Below are 17,868 nucleotides of genomic sequence, written 5' to 3' on the forward strand. Positions count from 1 at the left end.
CGAGCGCTTTCAGGTTGGCCATGCGAGCGTCAGGCGGCTTTCGAATCGGCGGGTTTCGCCGCTGACGGGGTCGTCGAACTCGAGCACACGGGACAGCAGGCGGAGTGGGTTCGAATAGTCTTCTGCAGCAACGTCGTAAAAATCCGGGTAGAAGTTGTCGCCGTGGATGGGTAGTCCCACCGATGTCATGTGCAGACGGAGTTGGTGCGTCTTGCCGGTATGGGGAATCAGTCGATAGCGCGCAAACTCGCCGTGAGTTTCGATCAGTTCGATACGCGATTCGCTGTTGGGATCGCCGTCGATCTCGCGGGCTTTGAGTACTCCGCGTTCCTTCACGATGCGGCTTCGCACGACGGTAGGCGTCGCGACGTCGGCGTCGTAGCGTGCGATTGCTTCGTATTCCTTGGAGACGAGGCGATCGGCGAACATCGTCTGGTAGCCGCGCCTGGCCTGCTGGTGCACGGTGAAGAGGAGCAGCCCGGCAGTTACGCGATCGAGTCGATGCGCCGGACTGAGCTCGGGGAGGTCGAGGTCTCGGCGAAGTCGAACCAACGCGGATTCCGCGATGTAGCGTCCGCGCGGAGTGCTGGCCAGAAAATGAGGCTTGTCGACAACGAGGATGTTGTCGTCGCGGTACAGGATGTCGATCTCGAAAGGAACTCGTGCTTCGATTGGCGGGTCGCGGTACAGATAGACGAAGCGGCGGGGCGCAAACGCGGTTTTTTCGTCGATTCCGACGCCTTTCTCGTCAACAACCTCGCGGGCGGCCACTTTCTCCCGCAGTCGCACAGCGTCCTGCGGGAACCGCTCGAGTAGATAGTCGAGCGTGGTTTCCCACGTTCCCGTGTCGGGTTGACGGATGCGGCTGGGGTTGAGGCCGTCGCGGACGGGGAGCGGAGATCGAGACACATCTTCGACGGTAGCGCTCTGGCCGGGTATTCGAGCCATCCACGACAGATCGGGTGTGGGTAATCGAGAATCAAGCTTGTGACGTCGAACACCGCACAGTGCTGACCTGCGTATTCGGGCGTTGATGTTACGGATAAGCGTGCCGACGTAACCTGAACGAAACTGCGAGCTAACCCACAGTCTGCGACTATTGGTCGATGACCGAGCCTCGCCTTCCCACAGCTGTTCACGACAGATTGGCACAGTTGCTCGACCCCGTCGATTCGAGACTCGCAAGCCAGTACCCCGGCAACCGCGACGAGATTCAACCGGTGCACACCGTGTACGTCAGTGCTGCCGACGCAGGTGTCGATACTCCGCGGTCGTGGGGTGAGCAGGCAATCGAACTGCTTGATGCCCATGTTGATGTTTTTGCCGATCTCGACACCGAGAATGCACTCGACGATGTCCGTGTTCTGTTGGGTCGCACACCCGTCCAGGACTTACGGATCGATTTCGAAGACGGATACGGGCGACGCGAGGACCAGGAAGAGGATGCCGCCGCGCGGAACGCAGGTCGGACCCTGGCAGCGATCAGTGCGGACCCGTACGGTCCGAGTTGGTGCGGCATCAGGTTCAAAGGAATGCCGGCGAGTGAGCGTCGGCGATCCATTCGCACTCTCGAATTGGTTCTGGACGCCGCCGGTGGAGTGCCAGCTGGATTTGTATTCACCGTTCCCAAACTTCGTGCGGTAGAGCAGGTTACCGCGACGGTGCTGTTGTGCGAGGAGTTGGAGAAGGCCCACGGGTTGGCGACGGGATCCCTGCGATTCGAGCTGCAGATCGAAAGTCCGCAGGCTGTGATTGCTGCGGACGGAACCATTGCGGTTGCGCCGGCTATTCATCGCAGTGAGGGTCGACTGACCGGATTGCACTACGGTACTTACGATTACAGTGCCGCATGCGGAATCGCATCGCGCTTTCAATCGCTCGAGCATCCCGTTGCAGATCATGCCAAGGCGGTGATGCTCGCCGCAGCCGCTCAGACCGGGGTGTGGGTGTGCGACGGTTCCACGCAGATTGCCCCGGTGGGAACCCCCGAAATGATTCACGACGCCATTACACGGCATCATCGGCTTGTCATGCGATCGCTCGAGCGTGGCTACTACCAGGGCTGGGACATGCATCCCGGGCATCTGGTGACGCGATGGCTCGCCACGACAAACTTCTACCGCGGAGCCTTGACCGCCGCAGCGCCGCGAATTCAGGCCTACCTCGATCGTCAGGGTGGGAGTGTGATGGACGAGCCGGCAACAGCGCAGGCATTGGCTGCCGTTGTCCTGCGCGGGCTGGACGCGGGTGCCTTTGCCGAGGCCGGCGTTCTTGCTCTTGCGCCCTCTGCCGATACAGCCTCGCTACGAAGCTTGGTGGGACGAACCACTGTCAACACAGGAGTGAACTGAATCTATGACAACCACTGATTTCACCGCTTATCCGGACTTGGCGTTGCGGACGCTTGGCGGCGCTGTGATCTGGGCGAATGACGAGGCATTTGCCGAGCGTGAAGCGTTGATCCGACCGGGTAAGGCGGGATACCAACCCGCGACATTCGGCCATAAAGGGCAGGTCTACGACGGTTGGGAAACCCGTCGACGTCGCGTCGCCGGCCACGACGAAGCGATTGTTCGACTCGGTGTTCCGGGCGTCGTCCACGGCGTTGTGGTTGATACAGCGTGGTTCAAGGGCAATTACCCGCCCGAGATTTCGGTGGAAGCGATCAGTGTCGACGGGTATCCGGATCCGGCAGAGTTGGCGCTCTCGGCCGACTGGCAGACGATTGTCGAGCGCTCCGCGGTCGCCGGTGACTCGGAGAATCCGTTCGACGTGAGCTCGGATCAGCGCTGGACCCACGTCAAGCTCACCATCTACCCGGACGGCGGCGTTGCCCGCTTCCGCGTGCACGGTGAAGCACGCCCGGATCCACGGTTCCTCGATGCCGGGCCGCTCGATCTTGCAGCACTCGAGAACGGTGGACGAGTAACCGACTGTTCCAACATGTTCTACAGCTCACCGCAGAACATTCTGTTCCCCGGTCGAGCAGCATCGATGGGTGACGGCTGGGAGACTGCGCGCCGCCGCGACGACGGAAACGATTGGGTGCAAGTGCAACTTGCCGGCGAAGGTTCGTTGAGTTTTGTCGAGATCGACACGTCGTACTTCCTCGGCAACGCTCCAGGTGCCGGCGCGCTGACCGGACGCACGCCGAGCGGCGAATGGATCGAATTGTTGCCGCGCACCACGTTCCGGCCGGATACGCGTCATCGCTTCCTGATCGAGAGCGACGTCCCGGTGACCGATGTACGGTTGGATGTCTTCCCGGACGGTGGGCTCGCTCGACTGCGTGTTTTCGGAACTCTGACACCGGCAGCTCGAGCTGTGCTCGACAGGCAATGACGGTAAAGTTGTTGCCATGAACAACTATCCGCGTGACATGGTGGGGTACGGCAAGAATCCTCCCCACCCGCATTGGCCCGGCGACGCGCGGATTGCGGTCCAGTTCGTGCTCAACTACGAGGAGGGCGGCGAGCGTAACGTCCTCGACGGTGATGACGTCTCGGAGACGTTTCTGTCGGAAATGACTCCGGCAGAGGCGTTTCCGAACCGCCACATGAGCATGGAATCGCTGTACGAGTACGGATCTCGCGCCGGATTGTGGCGAGTTCTCGGGATCTTCGAGCGACGCAATCTCCCGCTGACAATTTTTGCGGTGGCGCGTGCCATGCAGCGTAACCCTGAGGCGGTCAGCGCTTTTGGTGAACTCGGTCACGAGATAGCGTGCCACGGACTGCGGTGGTTGTCATATCAGTCGGCGGACGTCGAGCGTGAGCGCGCGGATATGGCCGAAGCCGTCGATATCCTTCGGGATCTGACGGGGTCCGCCCCGCTCGGGTGGTACACCGGACGTGATTCACCGAACACCCGTGAGCTGGTTGTAGAGCATGGCGGATTTGTCTACGACTCGGATTCGTACGCCGACGACCTGCCGTACTGGGTCGACGTGCCTCGAGGCGAGGAGTCGGTGAAGCATCTGGTGGTTCCGTACACACTCGACACCAATGACATGCGATTCGCCTCTCCGGCAGGCTTTCCCAGTGGCGATCAGTTTTTTGCGCATCTGCGTGACGCCTTCGACGTGCTCTACGCCGAGGGGGCCGCCGGGGCACCGAAAATGCTGTCGGTCGGATTGCACTGCCGCATAGTCGGCCGCCCCGCCCGCGCTGCGGCCCTCGAGCGATTCCTCGACCACGTGCAGTCACATGAGAAGGTGTGGATTTCGCGTCGGATCGACATTGCTGAGCATTGGAAGGCTGTACATCCCGCCTAGGGAGGGCGTCCTGCGCAGCTAGAGTCCGTACGGCGCCAGTATGCCGGTGTACGGCTTCGGTATCGGGCGGGCAAATTCGTTCCGCGCACTTGTGGACAGGCCGAGGGTGACAAGAGACTGGACCATCGTCACCGCGGCTGTGACCCCGTCGACTACGGGCACCCCGAGTTCGTCGGACAGGGAGCGGCACAGATCTGCCATGCCCGCGCAGCCCAGAACTATCGCGTCCGAGCCATCACGATCCAGAGCGTCGAAACATGCTTCCAGGATGACCTTTCGGGAATCCGGATTGTAGTCCAAGTCGAGGACCGGGATTTCGCAAGAGTGAATGCCGAGACAATGCCGACCCATGCCATAGCGTTCCACCAGATCAGCTGCACGGCCACGGGTTCGGCCCAACGTGGTCACGACGGAGAATCCGCGGCCGAGGAAACTGGCGTAATGCATGGCGGCTTCGGCGATCGCAACAACTGGGCCGGTGGCTAATTCTCGGGCGGCGTCCAATCCCGGATCTCCGAAGCACGCGATGACGTAGCCGTCGACGCCGTCCATCTCGCCAGTTGCGATTTCGGTGAGAATTCCTGGAACGCTGAGTGCCTCGTCGTAGTGACTTTCGATGGACGCCGGACCCGTTGCGGGGCTGACCGCGTCGACGAACGTGCCCGGGCCTGCGACGGCCCGGGCACATTCCTCGATCTTGGCGGTCATCGCCCACGTGGTGTTGGGGTTGATCACCTTGATCTTCACGATGGTCAGCTGACCTCTGCAGGTTCGGGAGCGGGGACGTTCTTGACCGCGAGTGACGTGCGGGTGGCGAGTAAGTAGTAGACGGCAAATCCGAGCCCACAGCCGATGAACCAGCTGTACTGCGCTGCGGTGTACATCCCGGTGAGATCCTTGCCGAGCACCGGGGCCATCGCGACAACGGCACCCACCACGGTGGCAATGACGGCTGCCGGGTTGTAACCCTTGCTGTACCAGTAGGTTCCGGTGGGCGACATGCTGAACAGTTCGTCCACGATCACCTTCTGCTTGCGCACGAGGTAGTAGTCGGCGATTAGGATTCCGAACAGGGGTCCGATGAACGCTCCCAGGGTTTCCAGTGTGTAGTGGATGACGTCGGGGTTGTTGTACAGGTTCCACGGCGTGATGAGGATGGATCCGATTGCCGCGATCATTCCGCCGGCCCGCCAGCTGATCTTCTGTGGGCTGACGTTGGAGAAGTCGAATGCCGGTGAAATGAAGTTGGCGACGATGTTGATGCCGATGGTGGCGATGGTGAAGGTCAGGGCGCCGAGAACAATCGCAAACGTGCTGTCGATACGAGCGACTGTGGCAACGGGATCGGTGATCAGTTCGCCGTAAACCGGGAGGGTCAGCGAGGCGGTGACGACAACCAGCACGGAGAACACGAGGAAGTTAACCGGTAGGCCCAGAAAGTTGCCCTTCTTGACTGCCGCAAAGGACTTACCGTAACGGGAGAAGTCACCGAAGTTGAGCATCGGCCCGGAGAAGTACGAGACCACGAGAGCGATAGCGCCGAGCATGACCGGCACCGCGTCGAAGCCGTCGTACTTGACGTCACCGAGAGTGAGATCTATTGCGCTCCAACCGGCTTTGTAGATGAGATAGCCGCACAGCATGAACATGACGACGTACACGGCCGGTCCGCAGAAGTCGATGAACTTGCGGATCGACTCCATGCCTCGCCAGAACACGCATGCCTGCAGTACCCACAGGAGCATGAAACTGCCCCAGCCAAGGGCCGATAGGCCGGCAAATCCGTAGTCCTCGACCACGGCGTATGGCGCGAGGGAGGGAAAGAGCTTGATGAGCACGACATCGAGGGCCGCTGAGGCGAGAAACGTTTGAATTCCGTACCAGGCCACAGCAATCAGGCCGCGGATGATCGCCGGGATATTCGCTCCGAGGACGCCGAACACACTACGGCAGATCACGGGATACGGAACGCCGGTTGCCTGACTGGGTTTGGCGACAAGGTTGCAGAAGAAGTACACGATGGTGATGCCGACCAGTAGTGCAACCAGTACTTGCCAGCTGGCTAGCCCCAGCGCGAAAAGGCTTCCGGCCGTGACATACCCGCCTACGCTGTGCACGTCGGACATCCAGAACGCGAAGATGTTGTACGACGTCCACGTCTGCTTACGTAGCGGTGCCAGATCCTCGTTGGTCAATCGCGGGTCGTAGTCGGGTTTGATCAAGCCGCTACCGACAGGATGCCCGGCGGCCTCGACGAGGTCCCCGTGGCCGGGTCCGGTCGGCGGCGCGGCGCTTGCGGTTGTGGTCGGAAGGATATCGGTCATGACAGCTCCTGTGCATCGGGCAGAAGGCAGGGGAAGGTGCACACGCTCTCAGCGCCAGTGGTGAAAACTGTGTTGAGAGAAAGATATCCAGCTTGTGTTGCACAACTATTGCGAGATCGGTATATCTTTTTCGGCGAGCAGTCCGGTGTCGGTCGGCAGTGTTGCGATCACAGAGTTGAGTCGGTTGTGGTGAATCTCGGATGCGGCCAGCAGTGCTTCCGTATCGCGTCTCAAGAACGCATCGAGCATCGCGGTGTGATCGGAATGGAGGACGGTTCGATCGACGCCGGCAACGTGAACCATCGGCTGGACCGGTTCGGTGATGTTCCAGGCCGCCTCGAACATGTGTAGAAGGCGATGCATGTTCGACGGCCGTGTCAGCGCCAAGTGGAAGTTACGGCTTTCGCAGTGATACGAGTGTGAGTCGTCGTAGCGCAGAGCGATTTCGAGTCTCGAGTTCACCTCGACGGCGTGAGCGTGGTCCTCCTTGGTTGCTTGTTCGACGGCAACGCTGAGCGCAGCAGATTCCAAGGTCTCGCGGACTATGTACATTTCACGCAGTTCGGCGGGTGTCAGTTGCGCGACGGTGTATCCGAATTGGTGTCGGTGATCGACCAGCGATTCACCGACCAGCGTCTTGAGTGACTCCCGGACGGGTATTCGGCTGACCCCGAAGCGCTCGGCGACTTCGGCCAGCGGAATGGGTGTGCCCGGAGGCGCCGATCCGGAAAGAATGACTCGACGCAGTTCGTCGAGGATTGCTTGCTGGGGACTTCCGGGAGTATCGATCACCAATTGCGTCAGCAGCACTGATCTACGGCGCGGTGCCATGGCGAACTCCCTTCTCGTCTGTTATGCGTAGAAACAGAGTAGAAACTCGATGTTGCGTGTGCGTGACAACTACGTAGCTGCCACGAATCGAACGAGCCGATGATTCTCCCTGTGCGAACGGCGCAGACGTGGACGAACGGGGTAGCGTTGAAAAGGTTCGAGAAGGAAGTGAGACGGTCGATGGTACCCGCGGCGCGGGGCGCGACCGATCAGCGCGTGATCGGGAATCTGCCCCATGAGCTGAGCAGTTTTGTCGGACGTCGACGCGAGTTATCCGAGGCCAGAAGGTTGTTCGAGGAATCGCGTCTACTGACCTTGACTGGTAGGTAAGACACGACTTGCCATCCGTCTGGCGAGCACGGTGCAGCGAGCATTCCGCGACGGGGTCTGGTTGGTGGAACTGGGCGAGCAGACTGATCCGAAATTACTCGATGACTACGTCGCGGTGAGGCTCGGTGTGCGGCCGGTCTCGTCGGATCCGCTGCACGCGATCATCGACTACTGCGCCGATCGGAGTCTGCTGTTGGTGCTCGACAACTGTGAACACCTGGTGGATTCGGTTGCGCGGTTTGCCGGTGAGATTCTGCGTCGGTGCGCCGGGGTGAAGATTCTGGCGACGAGTCGAGAATCGCTGGGAATGGGCGGTGAGGTGACGATGCGAGTTCCCTCGCTCACGACGCCACAGCAACAGTCGCGCGAATTCGAGGGCCTTGCCCAGTACGAATCCGTGTCGCTGTTCACCGAGCGCGCGGCGTCCGTTGTTCCGGGCTTTGTGCTGACCGACGAGAACAAGGATGCTGTTGCTCGGATTTGCCAGGATCTGGACGGATTGCCGTTGCCGATCGAGTTGGCGGCCGCCCGTCTGCGGGGTATGTCTGTGGAGCAGATCATGAATCGGCTCTCGGATCGTTACCGTTTCCTCACCTTGGGTGGACGTGGCGCACCGAGTCGTCAGCAGACGCTTCGTTTGTCGATTGATTGGAGCTATGACCTGTGCTCGCCGCTGGAACAACGGTTGTGGGGAAGGCTGAGCGTGTTCTCGGGTGGGTTCGACCTCGATGCTGCCGAAGGTGTGTGCGGGCAGGACATGAGTTCGACGGAAGTGCTCGATATCGTCACCGGCTTGGTCGAGAAGTCCATCCTCATTCGTGAGGAATCCGACGGTGTCGTTCGCTACCGTCTTCTCGATCTTCTCCGGGAGTACGGGAGTGAAAAGTTGGAGGCCACCGGGGAGCAGTTCGACGTGCATCGCCGCCATCGCGATTGGTTCGAAGATCTTGCTGTCCGAGCGGATTCCGACTGGATCAGCAGCAGGCAGGCCGAATGGATCGCATGGTTGAGGCGTGAACAGCGCAATGTCGACGACGCGCTGGAGTTTTCGATTTCGACGCCAGGACAGGTGCGGTCTGCGACTCGAATAGTTGCCGCCTTGTACCAACTGTGGGTGGCTGACGGCCTGATCGGCCCGCTGCGGTACTGGGCTGATCGAACCCTTGACGCCACAGCCGCCGAGACGGACATGTATCGCGCGGACGTCTTGTGCGGAGGCGCAGCGGCGCATGCGATGCAGGGCGATTACTTGCGTGCACGCGAATTGGTCGACGAGGGTTGGCGCCTTGCCGAGGTCGTGGGAGACGTGCGTTCGCGAGCCCTGGCAGCGTGGGCGGACGGGTACGTCAATGCATCTGCGGGTGAATTCGACACTGCTACAGCGAAGTTGGAATCTGCTCTGGCGATGTCTCGCTTCGACGAAAATCTGCAGTACGTGGTGATCGGTTTGGGCGTCCTCGGTCTCGCATATATTCTTGCCGGTTCTCTGGAGCGCGCGGTGGAGTGTTTCGACGAGTGTCTCGAGATCACCGTGCCCCTGCACGAAGTGACGTATCAGGCCCAGACACTGGGGTTTCTCGGACTCGTTGCGTGGCTTCGGGGTGACTTCGCGCGTGCGAGTGACTATTCGACACGTAGTTTGCGAACTGACAATTCTTCGATGAACGCCGCATGGTGTGTTGAATCGTTGGCGTGGACTGCTGTAGCGCAACGTGATTGGAAGCATGCAGCGATTCTGCTCGGCGCCGCGGAGATGTGCTGGCAGAAGATCGGGCGGCCGCTCACCGGGCTCTCGAGGTTGTCGGGTTTCCGCGACAAGGCGATGAAGAGTGCTCGAAAGGCTCTGGGGGAGAGTGCTTTCGACAGGGAGTTTCACAGAGGGATTGTGATGTCCGAAATGGAAGCCGTTGCGTATGCACTCGACGAGCGTCGCAGTGCCCAGGCTGCATCGTCGAGCGAGGCAATTCGACTCACACGCCGCGAGCAGCAAGTTGCGGAACTCGTGGCTCAGGGCCTCACGAACCGCGCTATCGCAGAGCGCCTCTTCATCTCGGTGCGCACCGCTCAGGGGCACGTGGAGCATGTGCTGACAAAACTGGGATTCAATTCCCGGGCGCAGATCGCGGCGTGGGCAGTTTCTCACGCACACGAAGAGGAATCGCAAGGCGCTGCGCGATCCGTAGATCGGCCGTGAGGGCTTCTACTGCAAAACACCAGGTCGTCACCGCAGTGCCCGAAACGCAGGTACAAATCCAGGTACCGATCCAGGTAGTTCGGCCGTCGCTCAGAGGTCGGATGCACGGCAGTGTCGAGGTCGACCGAGTGCCAACCGCACTTTCCGACCGAGAAACTGGATCCGATCATGCCCGTCAACACCGCCGACCCCGATGCGTCCATCGAATGGGACACAGCCGTGGTCGACTCGCGAAGCGTGGACTTCGCGGCAGGCGGGGACGGCGAGTTGGTTGTTTTTCTGCATGGGTGGGGCTTGTCGCCGCGTGCGTATCGTTCGTCGCTTGCATCGCTGGTCAATAGGGGTTTTCGCGTGATCGCGCCCACACTTCCCGGACTCGGCGGCAGCGCAGAACTCGAGCCGAGCGATCGCACTTTTGACGGCTACGCGAAGTGGGTGGGTCGATTTCTCGACGCGATCGGGGTGAACAGTCCGGTAACCGTCGTGGGACATTCGTTCGGTGGTGGAGTGGCGGCAGCGGTGGCACATGATCGCCCGACCCTGGTTTCCCAGCTGGTGTTGGTGAACTCGGTCGGTGGTGGTGCGTGGTCACATTCGTCCGGGCGCGAGTACCCGATCCGTCAGCGACCGCTGTTGAATTGGTGCGGCTCGGCGATAGCTGAAGCCATTGCGACCTTCCCGGCCCGTGGACCTATGCAGTTGCTGTTGGACGAGGTAGTTCCCAATGCGGTCCGCAATGCCGGTTCGTTGTGGCGCACGGCGAACCTGGCCAGGAACGCCGATCTCATCGCACTGTTCGAAACGATGGCAGAACGTGCGATGCCGGTGTCGATGCTGTGGAGCGTCGGCGATCAGGTGATCCCACGCGCAAGCTTCGACGCGATTCGTGCCGCCCTCGTAGATCCTCGAGTTCACGAAGTTCGTGGCAACCACAACTGGCTGATCGACGACGCCGAACTGTTCGGGCAGTTATTGACGCACGTGCTTTCCGATTCGGCCACAGAACTCGTCGGTTGACCGCCAACTACCGTGTATCTTCGAATCCATGAACAGGCAGGGAACGGCGACGCGATCGTTGTTGCTGCTTCTGCTGCCGTTCATCGCGATGCTCGCTACTCCACCGCTCGGTTCATCAGGCAGTGCCGCGGTTCTGGGAACCGCGATTGCTGTGTTTGTTGTTGCCGCATTGGCGACGTCGCCCCGCAGCGAGCTTCTGCAACTGTTTGCGCGCTCGTCGAGTGGGCCGGCCCGTGACGAGCGTTGTCTGCGTGGGTCTTTCCGCAGGCAGAGCAGCCCGGACGCCCCAGGTCGTCCGCAGCCCCGAGCTCCGGGAATCGGTCTGTAGTCTGACGCTGCGCGGGTGAGAAACCCGTCGTAGGTCGGTCAGCGAAGCTCAGCCCACGACCATTCCCCGCGCTCGCATTCTGCTCGAGCGTGCCTCTTGGTGAGGTTCATTCATCATGCTTGATTTCATCTATTACCCGGTATCCGGAATCTTGTGGTTCTGGCACAAGGTTTTCTCCCTGGTTTCGGGAGCACCCGACAGCGGTGTCGTCTGGGCACTGTCCGTGGTGTTTCTCGTCTTCACGCTCCGAGCGATTCTTTTCAAACCGTTTGTCAAACAGGTCCGCACGCAGCTGGTGATGCAGAAACTACAACCGCAGATCAAGGCATTGCAGAAGAAGTACGCCGGCGACAATCAGAAGCTTGCCGCGGAGATGGCGAAGCTCCAGAAAGAACACGACTACAGCCCGCTGCTCGGATGTTTGCCGATGCTCATTCAGGCACCGGTCTTCATCGGCTTGTATCACGTTCTGCGGTCGTTCAATCGGACGGGAGCGGCTACCCACGTCCCGTTCCTCAGCCCTACCGAACCCATGTCCATCGCCGACAACGCGAACACTGCCAACTACTTTTTCAGTGCCTCGGATGTGCAGTCGTTTCTCGATGCGAAGCTGTTCGGGGCGCCGCTGTCGGCGATGATTTCGAGTCCGGCCGCGCAATTGGAGGCGTTTGGCGATGTGACCCGGCTGTCCATAGTTCTGGTCGCAGTTCCGCTGATGATCTTTGCCGCGGTGGCGACGCACTTCACGTCGCGGGCATCCATCGCGAGGCAGGTGGACACCGGGACCGTCAACCCGCAAACGGCGATCATGAACAAACTCGCGTTGTGGGTGTTTCCGGTCGGAGTGGTTGCCTTCGGTGCGTTTGTGCCAGTCGCGATCCTGATCTATTTTGTGAGCAACAACTGCTGGACATTCGCGCAACAGCATTTTGTGTACGGCCGGATTGCGGCGGAGCAGCGCGAGGCAGATGTGCAGATCCCGCCAGGCTCCGCGTCCACAGCGCCTCTTCCTGGTGCCAAGCAGACCAAGGCAAAACGGAAATCGTGACGAAAATCAGCACTCCCTACCGGCTGGTAACACACGTACGCTGGATTTCATGACCAAGTGGACTGCAGAAGACGTTGTCGATCAGACCGGCCGCACGTTTGTGGTGACCGGGGCCAACAGTGGGTTGGGGGAGGTAGTTGCACGAGCATTGGGCAAAGCGGGCGCAACCGTCGTACTTGCGTGCCGCGACACATCGAAGGCTGAACCCATTGCGGCGGAGATCGGTTCCAACGCAGTGGTACGGCAACTCGATCTTGCGGATCTGGCGTCGGTGCGGGCATTTGCCGACGCCACCGACGCCGTCGACGTTCTGGTAAACAACGCCGGTGTCATGGCGATACCCTTCCGCCGGACGGTCGACGGTTTCGAAATGCAGATCGGCACAAACCATCTGGGGCATTTTGCGCTCACCGGCTTGCTGAAGGACAAGCTGACGGATCGTGTCGTGACGATGTCGAGCGCACTGCACCAACTGGGAACCGTCGATCTCGATGATCTCAACTTCGAGCATCGCAAATACAACCGGTGGCTGGCGTACGGGCAGTCCAAACTCGCCAATCTGCTGTTCACGTACGAACTTCAACGCAAACTGGCTGCGTCGGGTTCGCCGCTCAAGGCATTGGCGTCGCATCCGGGGTATGCGTCGACAAACCTGCAGGGCCACACCGAGTCCGTCTTCGACAAGCTCATGGGCATCGGCAACCGGATCATCGCGCAGTCTGCGGAGATGGGCGCATTGCCGGAGCTGTATGCGGCAACCGTTCCTGATGCATTCGGCGGCAGCTATATCGGCCCGGACGGTCCGTTCGAGCAGCGTGGATACCCGAAAGTGGTTGGCTCGAACAAGAAATCGCACGATACCGAGACCGCAGCGGGCCTGTGGACGCTTTCCGAAAAGTTGACCGGAGTGTCGTTCGGACTGTGACGCCGATGGCCGCGAACCCCAGTGGGATTCGCGGCCATCGCAGCAGTTGCACTGTTACAGCAGTTCCGCTCTTACAGCGTGACAACCATCTTGCCGGTGTTCGCGCCGCGCATCAGATCGATGAACGCCTGCGGGGCATTGTCGAGACCTTCGACTATGGTCTCGTCCCACGCAATCTTGTTGTCGGCGAGCCACCCCGCCATGTGGGTGCGGAACTCGGGGCCGAGATGGCGGTATCCGCCAACCAGGAATCCGCGCAATGTGAGCTGCTTGCCGATCGCTGCCGCCAAGTTGCTGGGGGCGGTGGGCTTTTCGGTGGTGTTGTACTGAGCGATGGCTCCGCACATCGCGATTCGGCCGCCAGAATTCATGGCGTCGATAGCAGCCTCGAGATGTTCACCGCCGACATTGTCGAAGTAGACATCGATTCCGTCGGGTGCGGCAGCAGCGAGAAGTTCGGTGACCGGTCCGTCGTGGTAGTCGAACGCGGCATCGAAGCCGAGTTCGAGGAGACGAGCGACCTTCGCCGGAGAACCCGCGCTGCCGATCACACGCTTGGCACCCAGGAGCTTTGCGATCTGGCCGACCAGTGATCCGACGGCTCCTGCTGCGCCGGAGACGAATACGGTGTCACCTTCTTTGAACTCGGCAACAGCTGTCAGTCCCGCGTACGCGGTGAGGCCCGTCATGCCGAGCGCACCGAGGTAGGCCGTGGCCGGGGCAATGGACGTATCAGCGGGAGTGACGGCTGTCCCGTCGAGAATCGCGTACTCGCGCCACCCGAGGCCGTGGACAACAACGTCTCCGACAGTGCGATCGGCGGACTTCGAGGCGATAACCTCTCCGACTGCGCCACCGTCGAGAGCTGCGCCGATCTGGAAGGGCGGCAGGTACGACTTCACGTCGTTCATGCGTCCACGCATGTACGGATCGACCGAGATCGCGATGTTGCGCACCAGGATCTGGCCGTCTTCGAGTTCGGGAAGCTCGACCTCGACTGTGGAGAAGTTCTCGGGGGTCGGCCAACCGTTCGGCCGGGATGCAAGGTGGATCTCGCGGCTGATTGTGGGGGTGGAACTCATTAATCGTCCTTACTTACTTCGAGGGTGACCTCGATGTTGCCGCGAGTTGCGTTGGAGTACGGGCACACCTGGTGCGCCTTCTCCGTCAGCTCGACGGCCTGTTCATGGGGCAAATGGGGAAGTGAAACTTCAAGCGTCACAGCAAGTCCGAAACCGCCGGCGTCGTTCGGGCCGATGCCGACGCGAGCGCCTACCGCAGAGTCCGCAACATTGGCTTTCTCCGCTCGGGCGACCATCTGCAGTGCAGAGTGGAAGCACGCCGCATATCCGGCGGCAAAGAGCTGCTCGGGATTGGTGCCGTCGCCGCTGCCGCCCATTTCCTTCGGGATGGCCAGGCCGAGATCGAGGCGTCCGTCGGAGGTGCGGGCGTGGCCGTTGCGACCTTCGCCGGTGGCCAGTGCTTCTGCGGTGTACACGATGTTCATGGCTTCTTCTTTCCGTCGACAGCGTTGGATGTTTGAAGGTGCTTGCCTAGCCGGACCAGGACTTCCCGGAGTTTCACCAGTTCGTCGAGATCAAGTCCCGTTGCCTCGGCGAGCGTGCGGGGTATGTCTTCTGCCTTGCTGCGCAGTGCCAAACCGCTCTCGGTCAGGTGAATCTCGACGCGGCGCTCGTCACTGGTCAGGCGTCGGCGCTCGATGAGCTCTTGGCTTTCCAGTCGCTTGAGGAGCGGCGAGAGAGTGCCGGTGTCGAGATCAAGGGCGTCGCAGATATCCCGAACGCCGCGGCCGTCGCGTTCCCACAGTGTCAGCAGGACCAGATACTGGGGATACGTAATTCCCAGGTCCTCCAGCATGGTTCGGTAGGCGGCCGTGGTTGCTCGCGACGCCGAGTAGAGGGCGAAGCAGAGTTGGTGTTCGAGGGCGAGCGGGTTGGTCACAAAAAACACTGTAGCGCACAGTTTAGTTGTGCACAACCTAGCTGTGCAAAATCTATCTTGGACGCCTGCGGTCGTTCACGGAGTATTGACACGCCTGCCACCTGTCCGACGCGTGTGGACGGTACTTCTGAACGATGAGCGATTCGACGGAATATGACCTGGTTGTCATCGGCTCCGGCCCGGGCGGGCAGAAGGCGGCAATCGCGGCCGCCAAGCTGGGCAAACGAGTGGCCATGGTCGAGAAGGGCAACATGCTCGGGGGAGTGTGCGTCAATACCGGCACCATTCCGTCGAAAACGTTGAGGGAGGCGGTTCTCTATCTGACCGGCATGAATCAGCGCGAACTGTACGGCGCGAGCTACCGGGTGAAGGGGAACATCACACCGGCGGATCTGTTGGCTCGAACGCAGCATGTCATCACCAAGGAGATCGAGGTGGTGAGATCACAACTCTTGCGTAACCGCGTCGAACTGCTGGTCGGAGTCGGATCATTTGTCGACGCGCACACCATCCTCGTCGAGGATGCTTCGCGCGGCGACAAGATGACGATTACCGCGAAGTTCGTCGTGATCGCCACGGGCACACTGCCTGCGCGTCCGGCGGGCGTCTCGTTCGACAGCCACCGAGTTCTCGATTCCGACGGAATCCTGAATCTGACGTCCATTCCCGGCACCATGGTCGTGGTCGGCGCTGGTGTTATCGGAATCGAATACGCGTCGATGTTCGCAGCGCTCGGCACCAAGGTCACCGTCGTGGAGAAACGAACCTCGATGCTGGACTTCTGCGACCCTGAGATCATCGAATCGCTTCGGTATCACTTGCGGGATCTGGCGGTGACGTTTCGATTCGGTGAGGAGGTGACTGCCGTCGACGTCGGCGCCAACGGAACTCTCACCACGTTGGGTAGCGGCAAGCAGATTCCAGCCGAAACCGTCATGTATTCGGCTGGGCGTCAAGGTCTTACCGCGCCTCTGGCATTGGAGAATGCCGGACTCGAGGCCGACGACCGCGGCCGAATTTACGTGGACGAGAATTTCCGCACCAAGGTCGAGCACATTTACGCCGTCGGCGATGTCATCGGATTCCCGGCTCTTGCAGCCACTTCCATGGATCAGGGTCGACTGGCGGCGTATCACGCGTTCGAAGAACCTGGCGCGAAGTTGATGGATTTGCAGCCTATCGGCATCTACTCGATTCCCGAGGTGTCATACGTCGGCGCAACCGAGGTCGACTTGACCGAGGAATCGGTGCCGTACGAGGTCGGGGTGTCGCGCTACCGCGAACTTGCCCGCGGTCAGATCGCCGGCGACTCATACGGAATGCTGAAAATTCTGGTATCCACGGACGACCTCAAGTTACTCGGGGTTCACATCTTCGGTTCGGGAGCAACAGATCTCGTCCACATCGGACAGGCGGTCATGGGGTGCGGCGGTACCGTGGAATACCTTGTGGATGCGGTCTTCAACTACCCGACGCTGTCTGAGGCGTACAAGGTTGCTGCACTCGACGTGATGAACAAGATCAGGGCTCTCAAGCAGTTCCAGTAGACAATGATGTCAGGTGGCGGTGAAGGCGGTTGATCGACGGATTCCCGATCGTGCGCCGGCCTTCGAGCCGCACTCTGCTCGGAGTAGTGCCGTAGTAAGCCTCGAAGGCTCGTACGAAGTGCGGTTTTGACGTGAATCCCCAACGGCGAGAGATATCTTCCACGGACGCGTCGGCGGAATCCGGTGTCGTCAGTTCGCGGTACGCATGTTCTAGTCGCTTACGGCGGATCACCTGCGCAATCCCACCCTCGTCGTTGAACGCACGGTAGAGCTGCGCCCGGGAGACTGCCAGTGCAACGCAGATTGTCGTAGGGCTGAGCCAACTCTCGCCGAGATGATCGAGAATGTACACCAGGGCGCACGCTCGAAGACCCTCCGGAGGTGCTCGAAGTTGTTGCTCGGGTGCAACGTGCCCCACACTGGCTTTCAGCAGCGATTCGACAACGTTTTCGTACTGCGCCGCGCCAGCGAAGTCGAGGTGTGGGAGTGCGTCCGAGATCGACTGCAGGCACTGCGAGAAAACTACCGCGGGCATTCCCGTCAGGACGGTGCCGTGCAAGGAGCGACCGTGCGACGAGGCCTCGACGAGTGCACGCGGCACAACCAGACTGATCGTGCGGGCAGTGCGCTCCGAGTGTGTTCGGACGCTCGCGCGAAGCGGTTTGCCTAAATCGACAAACGAGACCTCGTTCGTCCGGACGAGGAAGTCGACACCGTCGGCGTCGCCGCTCATCGCGCCGGCTGTCCACGCCTGGACCACGTAGTGATCGTCCAGTTCGCTTTCCGTGATCAGTCGACGGTTTCGCACGTAGTTCTGACTGTTGACGGTGGTCTCGCCGATCAGTGACGTCCCGGTGGCAGTACCCGAGATCGTCCCGTGAAGTGGGACATCTCGGCCGGCGCGTTCGGTGACGTAGAAGGGCCGAGTCGCTGCTCGCCAGTAGTCGTCACGGTCCGCCGCGTCCACAAATCCCGTGGATATGTCAATCCGGGGCTCAATCATGGGCACGCGGGGGATGTTATGTGAAATAGGCCAGGTCAGGGGCGCTTTCCGGAAAATAGCAGAGATAAGTGATCGGCGCCACAATG

General features: G+C 60.7%; 17 protein-coding genes. 9 read left to right on the top strand and 8 right to left on the bottom strand.

Going from position 1 to position 17,868, the window contains the following annotated elements:
• Positions 1–9: 9 nt before the first annotated feature.
• Complete coding sequence (locus C7T36_RS26650; RefSeq protein ID WP_106939840.1) at positions 10–909, bottom strand: pseudouridine synthase; 900 nt, start codon at positions 907–909, stop codon at positions 10–12.
• A gap of 197 nt (positions 910–1,106) precedes the next feature.
• On the opposite strand from C7T36_RS26650, the gene C7T36_RS26655 reads away from it, so the two are divergent.
• The 3 genes from C7T36_RS26655 to puuE are packed head-to-tail and all read left to right on the top strand — an operon-like array spanning position 1,107 to position 4,273.
• A complete protein-coding gene (locus tag C7T36_RS26655; RefSeq protein ID WP_033234000.1) occupies positions 1,107–2,351 on the top strand; it encodes a DUF6986 family protein in 1,245 nt (414 codons plus the stop codon).
• Positions 2,352–2,355: 4 nt separating this feature from the next.
• On the top strand, positions 2,356–3,342 hold the full coding sequence (gene alc, locus C7T36_RS26660; RefSeq protein WP_045068870.1) for an allantoicase: 987 nt from the start codon (positions 2,356–2,358) through the stop codon (positions 3,340–3,342).
• Positions 3,343–3,358: 16 nt separating this feature from the next.
• Complete coding sequence (gene puuE, locus C7T36_RS26665) at positions 3,359–4,273, top strand: allantoinase PuuE (protein WP_045068872.1); 915 nt, start codon at positions 3,359–3,361, stop codon at positions 4,271–4,273.
• An 18-nt stretch (positions 4,274–4,291) separates the two neighbouring features.
• Here puuE and C7T36_RS26670 read toward each other — a convergent pair whose 3' ends face one another.
• The 3 genes from C7T36_RS26670 to C7T36_RS26680 form a co-directional block, all read right to left on the bottom strand.
• Entirely contained in the window at positions 4,292–5,020 is a 729-nt protein-coding gene (locus C7T36_RS26670) for an aspartate/glutamate racemase family protein (RefSeq protein ID WP_045068874.1), read from the bottom strand.
• A gap of 5 nt (positions 5,021–5,025) precedes the next feature.
• Positions 5,026–6,597, bottom strand: a complete 1,572-nt coding sequence (locus C7T36_RS26675; RefSeq protein WP_033234004.1) for an NCS1 family nucleobase:cation symporter-1 — start codon at positions 6,595–6,597, stop codon at positions 5,026–5,028.
• 105 nt (positions 6,598–6,702) lie between these two features.
• Positions 6,703–7,428: a GntR family transcriptional regulator gene (locus C7T36_RS26680; RefSeq protein WP_033234005.1), complete on the bottom strand. Its 726-nt coding sequence runs from the start codon at positions 7,426–7,428 to the stop codon at positions 6,703–6,705.
• 361 nt (positions 7,429–7,789) lie between these two features.
• Here C7T36_RS26680 and C7T36_RS26685 point away from each other — a divergent pair, with 361 nt between their 5' ends.
• From C7T36_RS26685 to C7T36_RS26705, 5 genes are all read left to right on the top strand, one after another.
• Positions 7,790–9,952 carry a LuxR C-terminal-related transcriptional regulator gene (locus C7T36_RS26685; protein ID WP_239654768.1) on the top strand — a complete coding sequence of 721 codons (2,163 nt, stop codon included), beginning with the start codon at positions 7,790–7,792 and terminating at the stop codon, positions 9,950–9,952.
• 168 nt (positions 9,953–10,120) lie between these two features.
• Positions 10,121–10,969 carry an alpha/beta fold hydrolase gene (locus C7T36_RS26690; protein ID WP_084702970.1) on the top strand — a complete coding sequence of 283 codons (849 nt, stop codon included), beginning with the start codon at positions 10,121–10,123 and terminating at the stop codon, positions 10,967–10,969.
• 28 nt (positions 10,970–10,997) lie between these two features.
• The gene (locus C7T36_RS26695; RefSeq protein WP_033234006.1) at positions 10,998–11,297 is read left to right on the top strand and encodes a DUF6412 domain-containing protein; all 300 of its coding nucleotides are present in this window, start codon (positions 10,998–11,000) and stop codon (positions 11,295–11,297) included.
• Positions 11,298–11,412: 115 nt separating this feature from the next.
• Positions 11,413–12,345: a membrane protein insertase YidC gene (gene yidC, locus C7T36_RS26700; protein WP_045068877.1), complete on the top strand. Its 933-nt coding sequence runs from the start codon at positions 11,413–11,415 to the stop codon at positions 12,343–12,345.
• 49 nt (positions 12,346–12,394) lie between these two features.
• Positions 12,395–13,270, top strand: coding sequence for an oxidoreductase (locus C7T36_RS26705; protein ID WP_045068879.1), 876 nt, complete (start codon positions 12,395–12,397; stop codon positions 13,268–13,270).
• A gap of 71 nt (positions 13,271–13,341) precedes the next feature.
• Here C7T36_RS26705 and C7T36_RS26710 read toward each other — a convergent pair whose 3' ends face one another.
• From C7T36_RS26710 to C7T36_RS26720, 3 genes are read right to left on the bottom strand one after another with little or no spacing between them, the layout of a single operon-like run.
• A complete protein-coding gene (locus C7T36_RS26710; RefSeq protein ID WP_045068881.1) occupies positions 13,342–14,352 on the bottom strand; it encodes an NADP-dependent oxidoreductase in 1,011 nt (336 codons plus the stop codon).
• Positions 14,352–14,777 carry an organic hydroperoxide resistance protein gene (locus C7T36_RS26715; protein ID WP_033234010.1) on the bottom strand — a complete coding sequence of 142 codons (426 nt, stop codon included), beginning with the start codon at positions 14,775–14,777 and terminating at the stop codon, positions 14,352–14,354. The genes C7T36_RS26710 and C7T36_RS26715 overlap by 1 nt, the downstream gene beginning before the upstream one ends.
• A complete protein-coding gene (locus C7T36_RS26720) occupies positions 14,774–15,232 on the bottom strand; it encodes a MarR family winged helix-turn-helix transcriptional regulator (RefSeq protein WP_045068883.1) in 459 nt (152 codons plus the stop codon). The genes C7T36_RS26715 and C7T36_RS26720 overlap by 4 nt, the downstream gene beginning before the upstream one ends.
• Before the next feature lie 134 nt (positions 15,233–15,366).
• Between C7T36_RS26720 and sthA the strand changes: the two genes are divergently transcribed.
• Entirely contained in the window at positions 15,367–16,779 is a 1,413-nt protein-coding gene (gene sthA / locus C7T36_RS26725) for a Si-specific NAD(P)(+) transhydrogenase (RefSeq protein ID WP_045068884.1), read from the top strand.
• Here the strand turns inward: sthA and C7T36_RS26730 are convergent.
• The gene (locus tag C7T36_RS26730; RefSeq protein WP_045068886.1) at positions 16,763–17,782 is read right to left on the bottom strand and encodes a helix-turn-helix domain-containing protein; all 1,020 of its coding nucleotides are present in this window, start codon (positions 17,780–17,782) and stop codon (positions 16,763–16,765) included. The genes sthA and C7T36_RS26730 overlap by 17 nt on opposite strands.
• Positions 17,783–17,868 lie beyond the last annotated feature (86 nt).

The sequence above is a fragment of the Rhodococcus sp. AD45-ID genome (assembly GCF_003023755.1).
Classification (GTDB): Bacteria; Actinomycetota; Actinomycetes; order Mycobacteriales; family Mycobacteriaceae; genus Rhodococcus_F; species Rhodococcus_F globerula.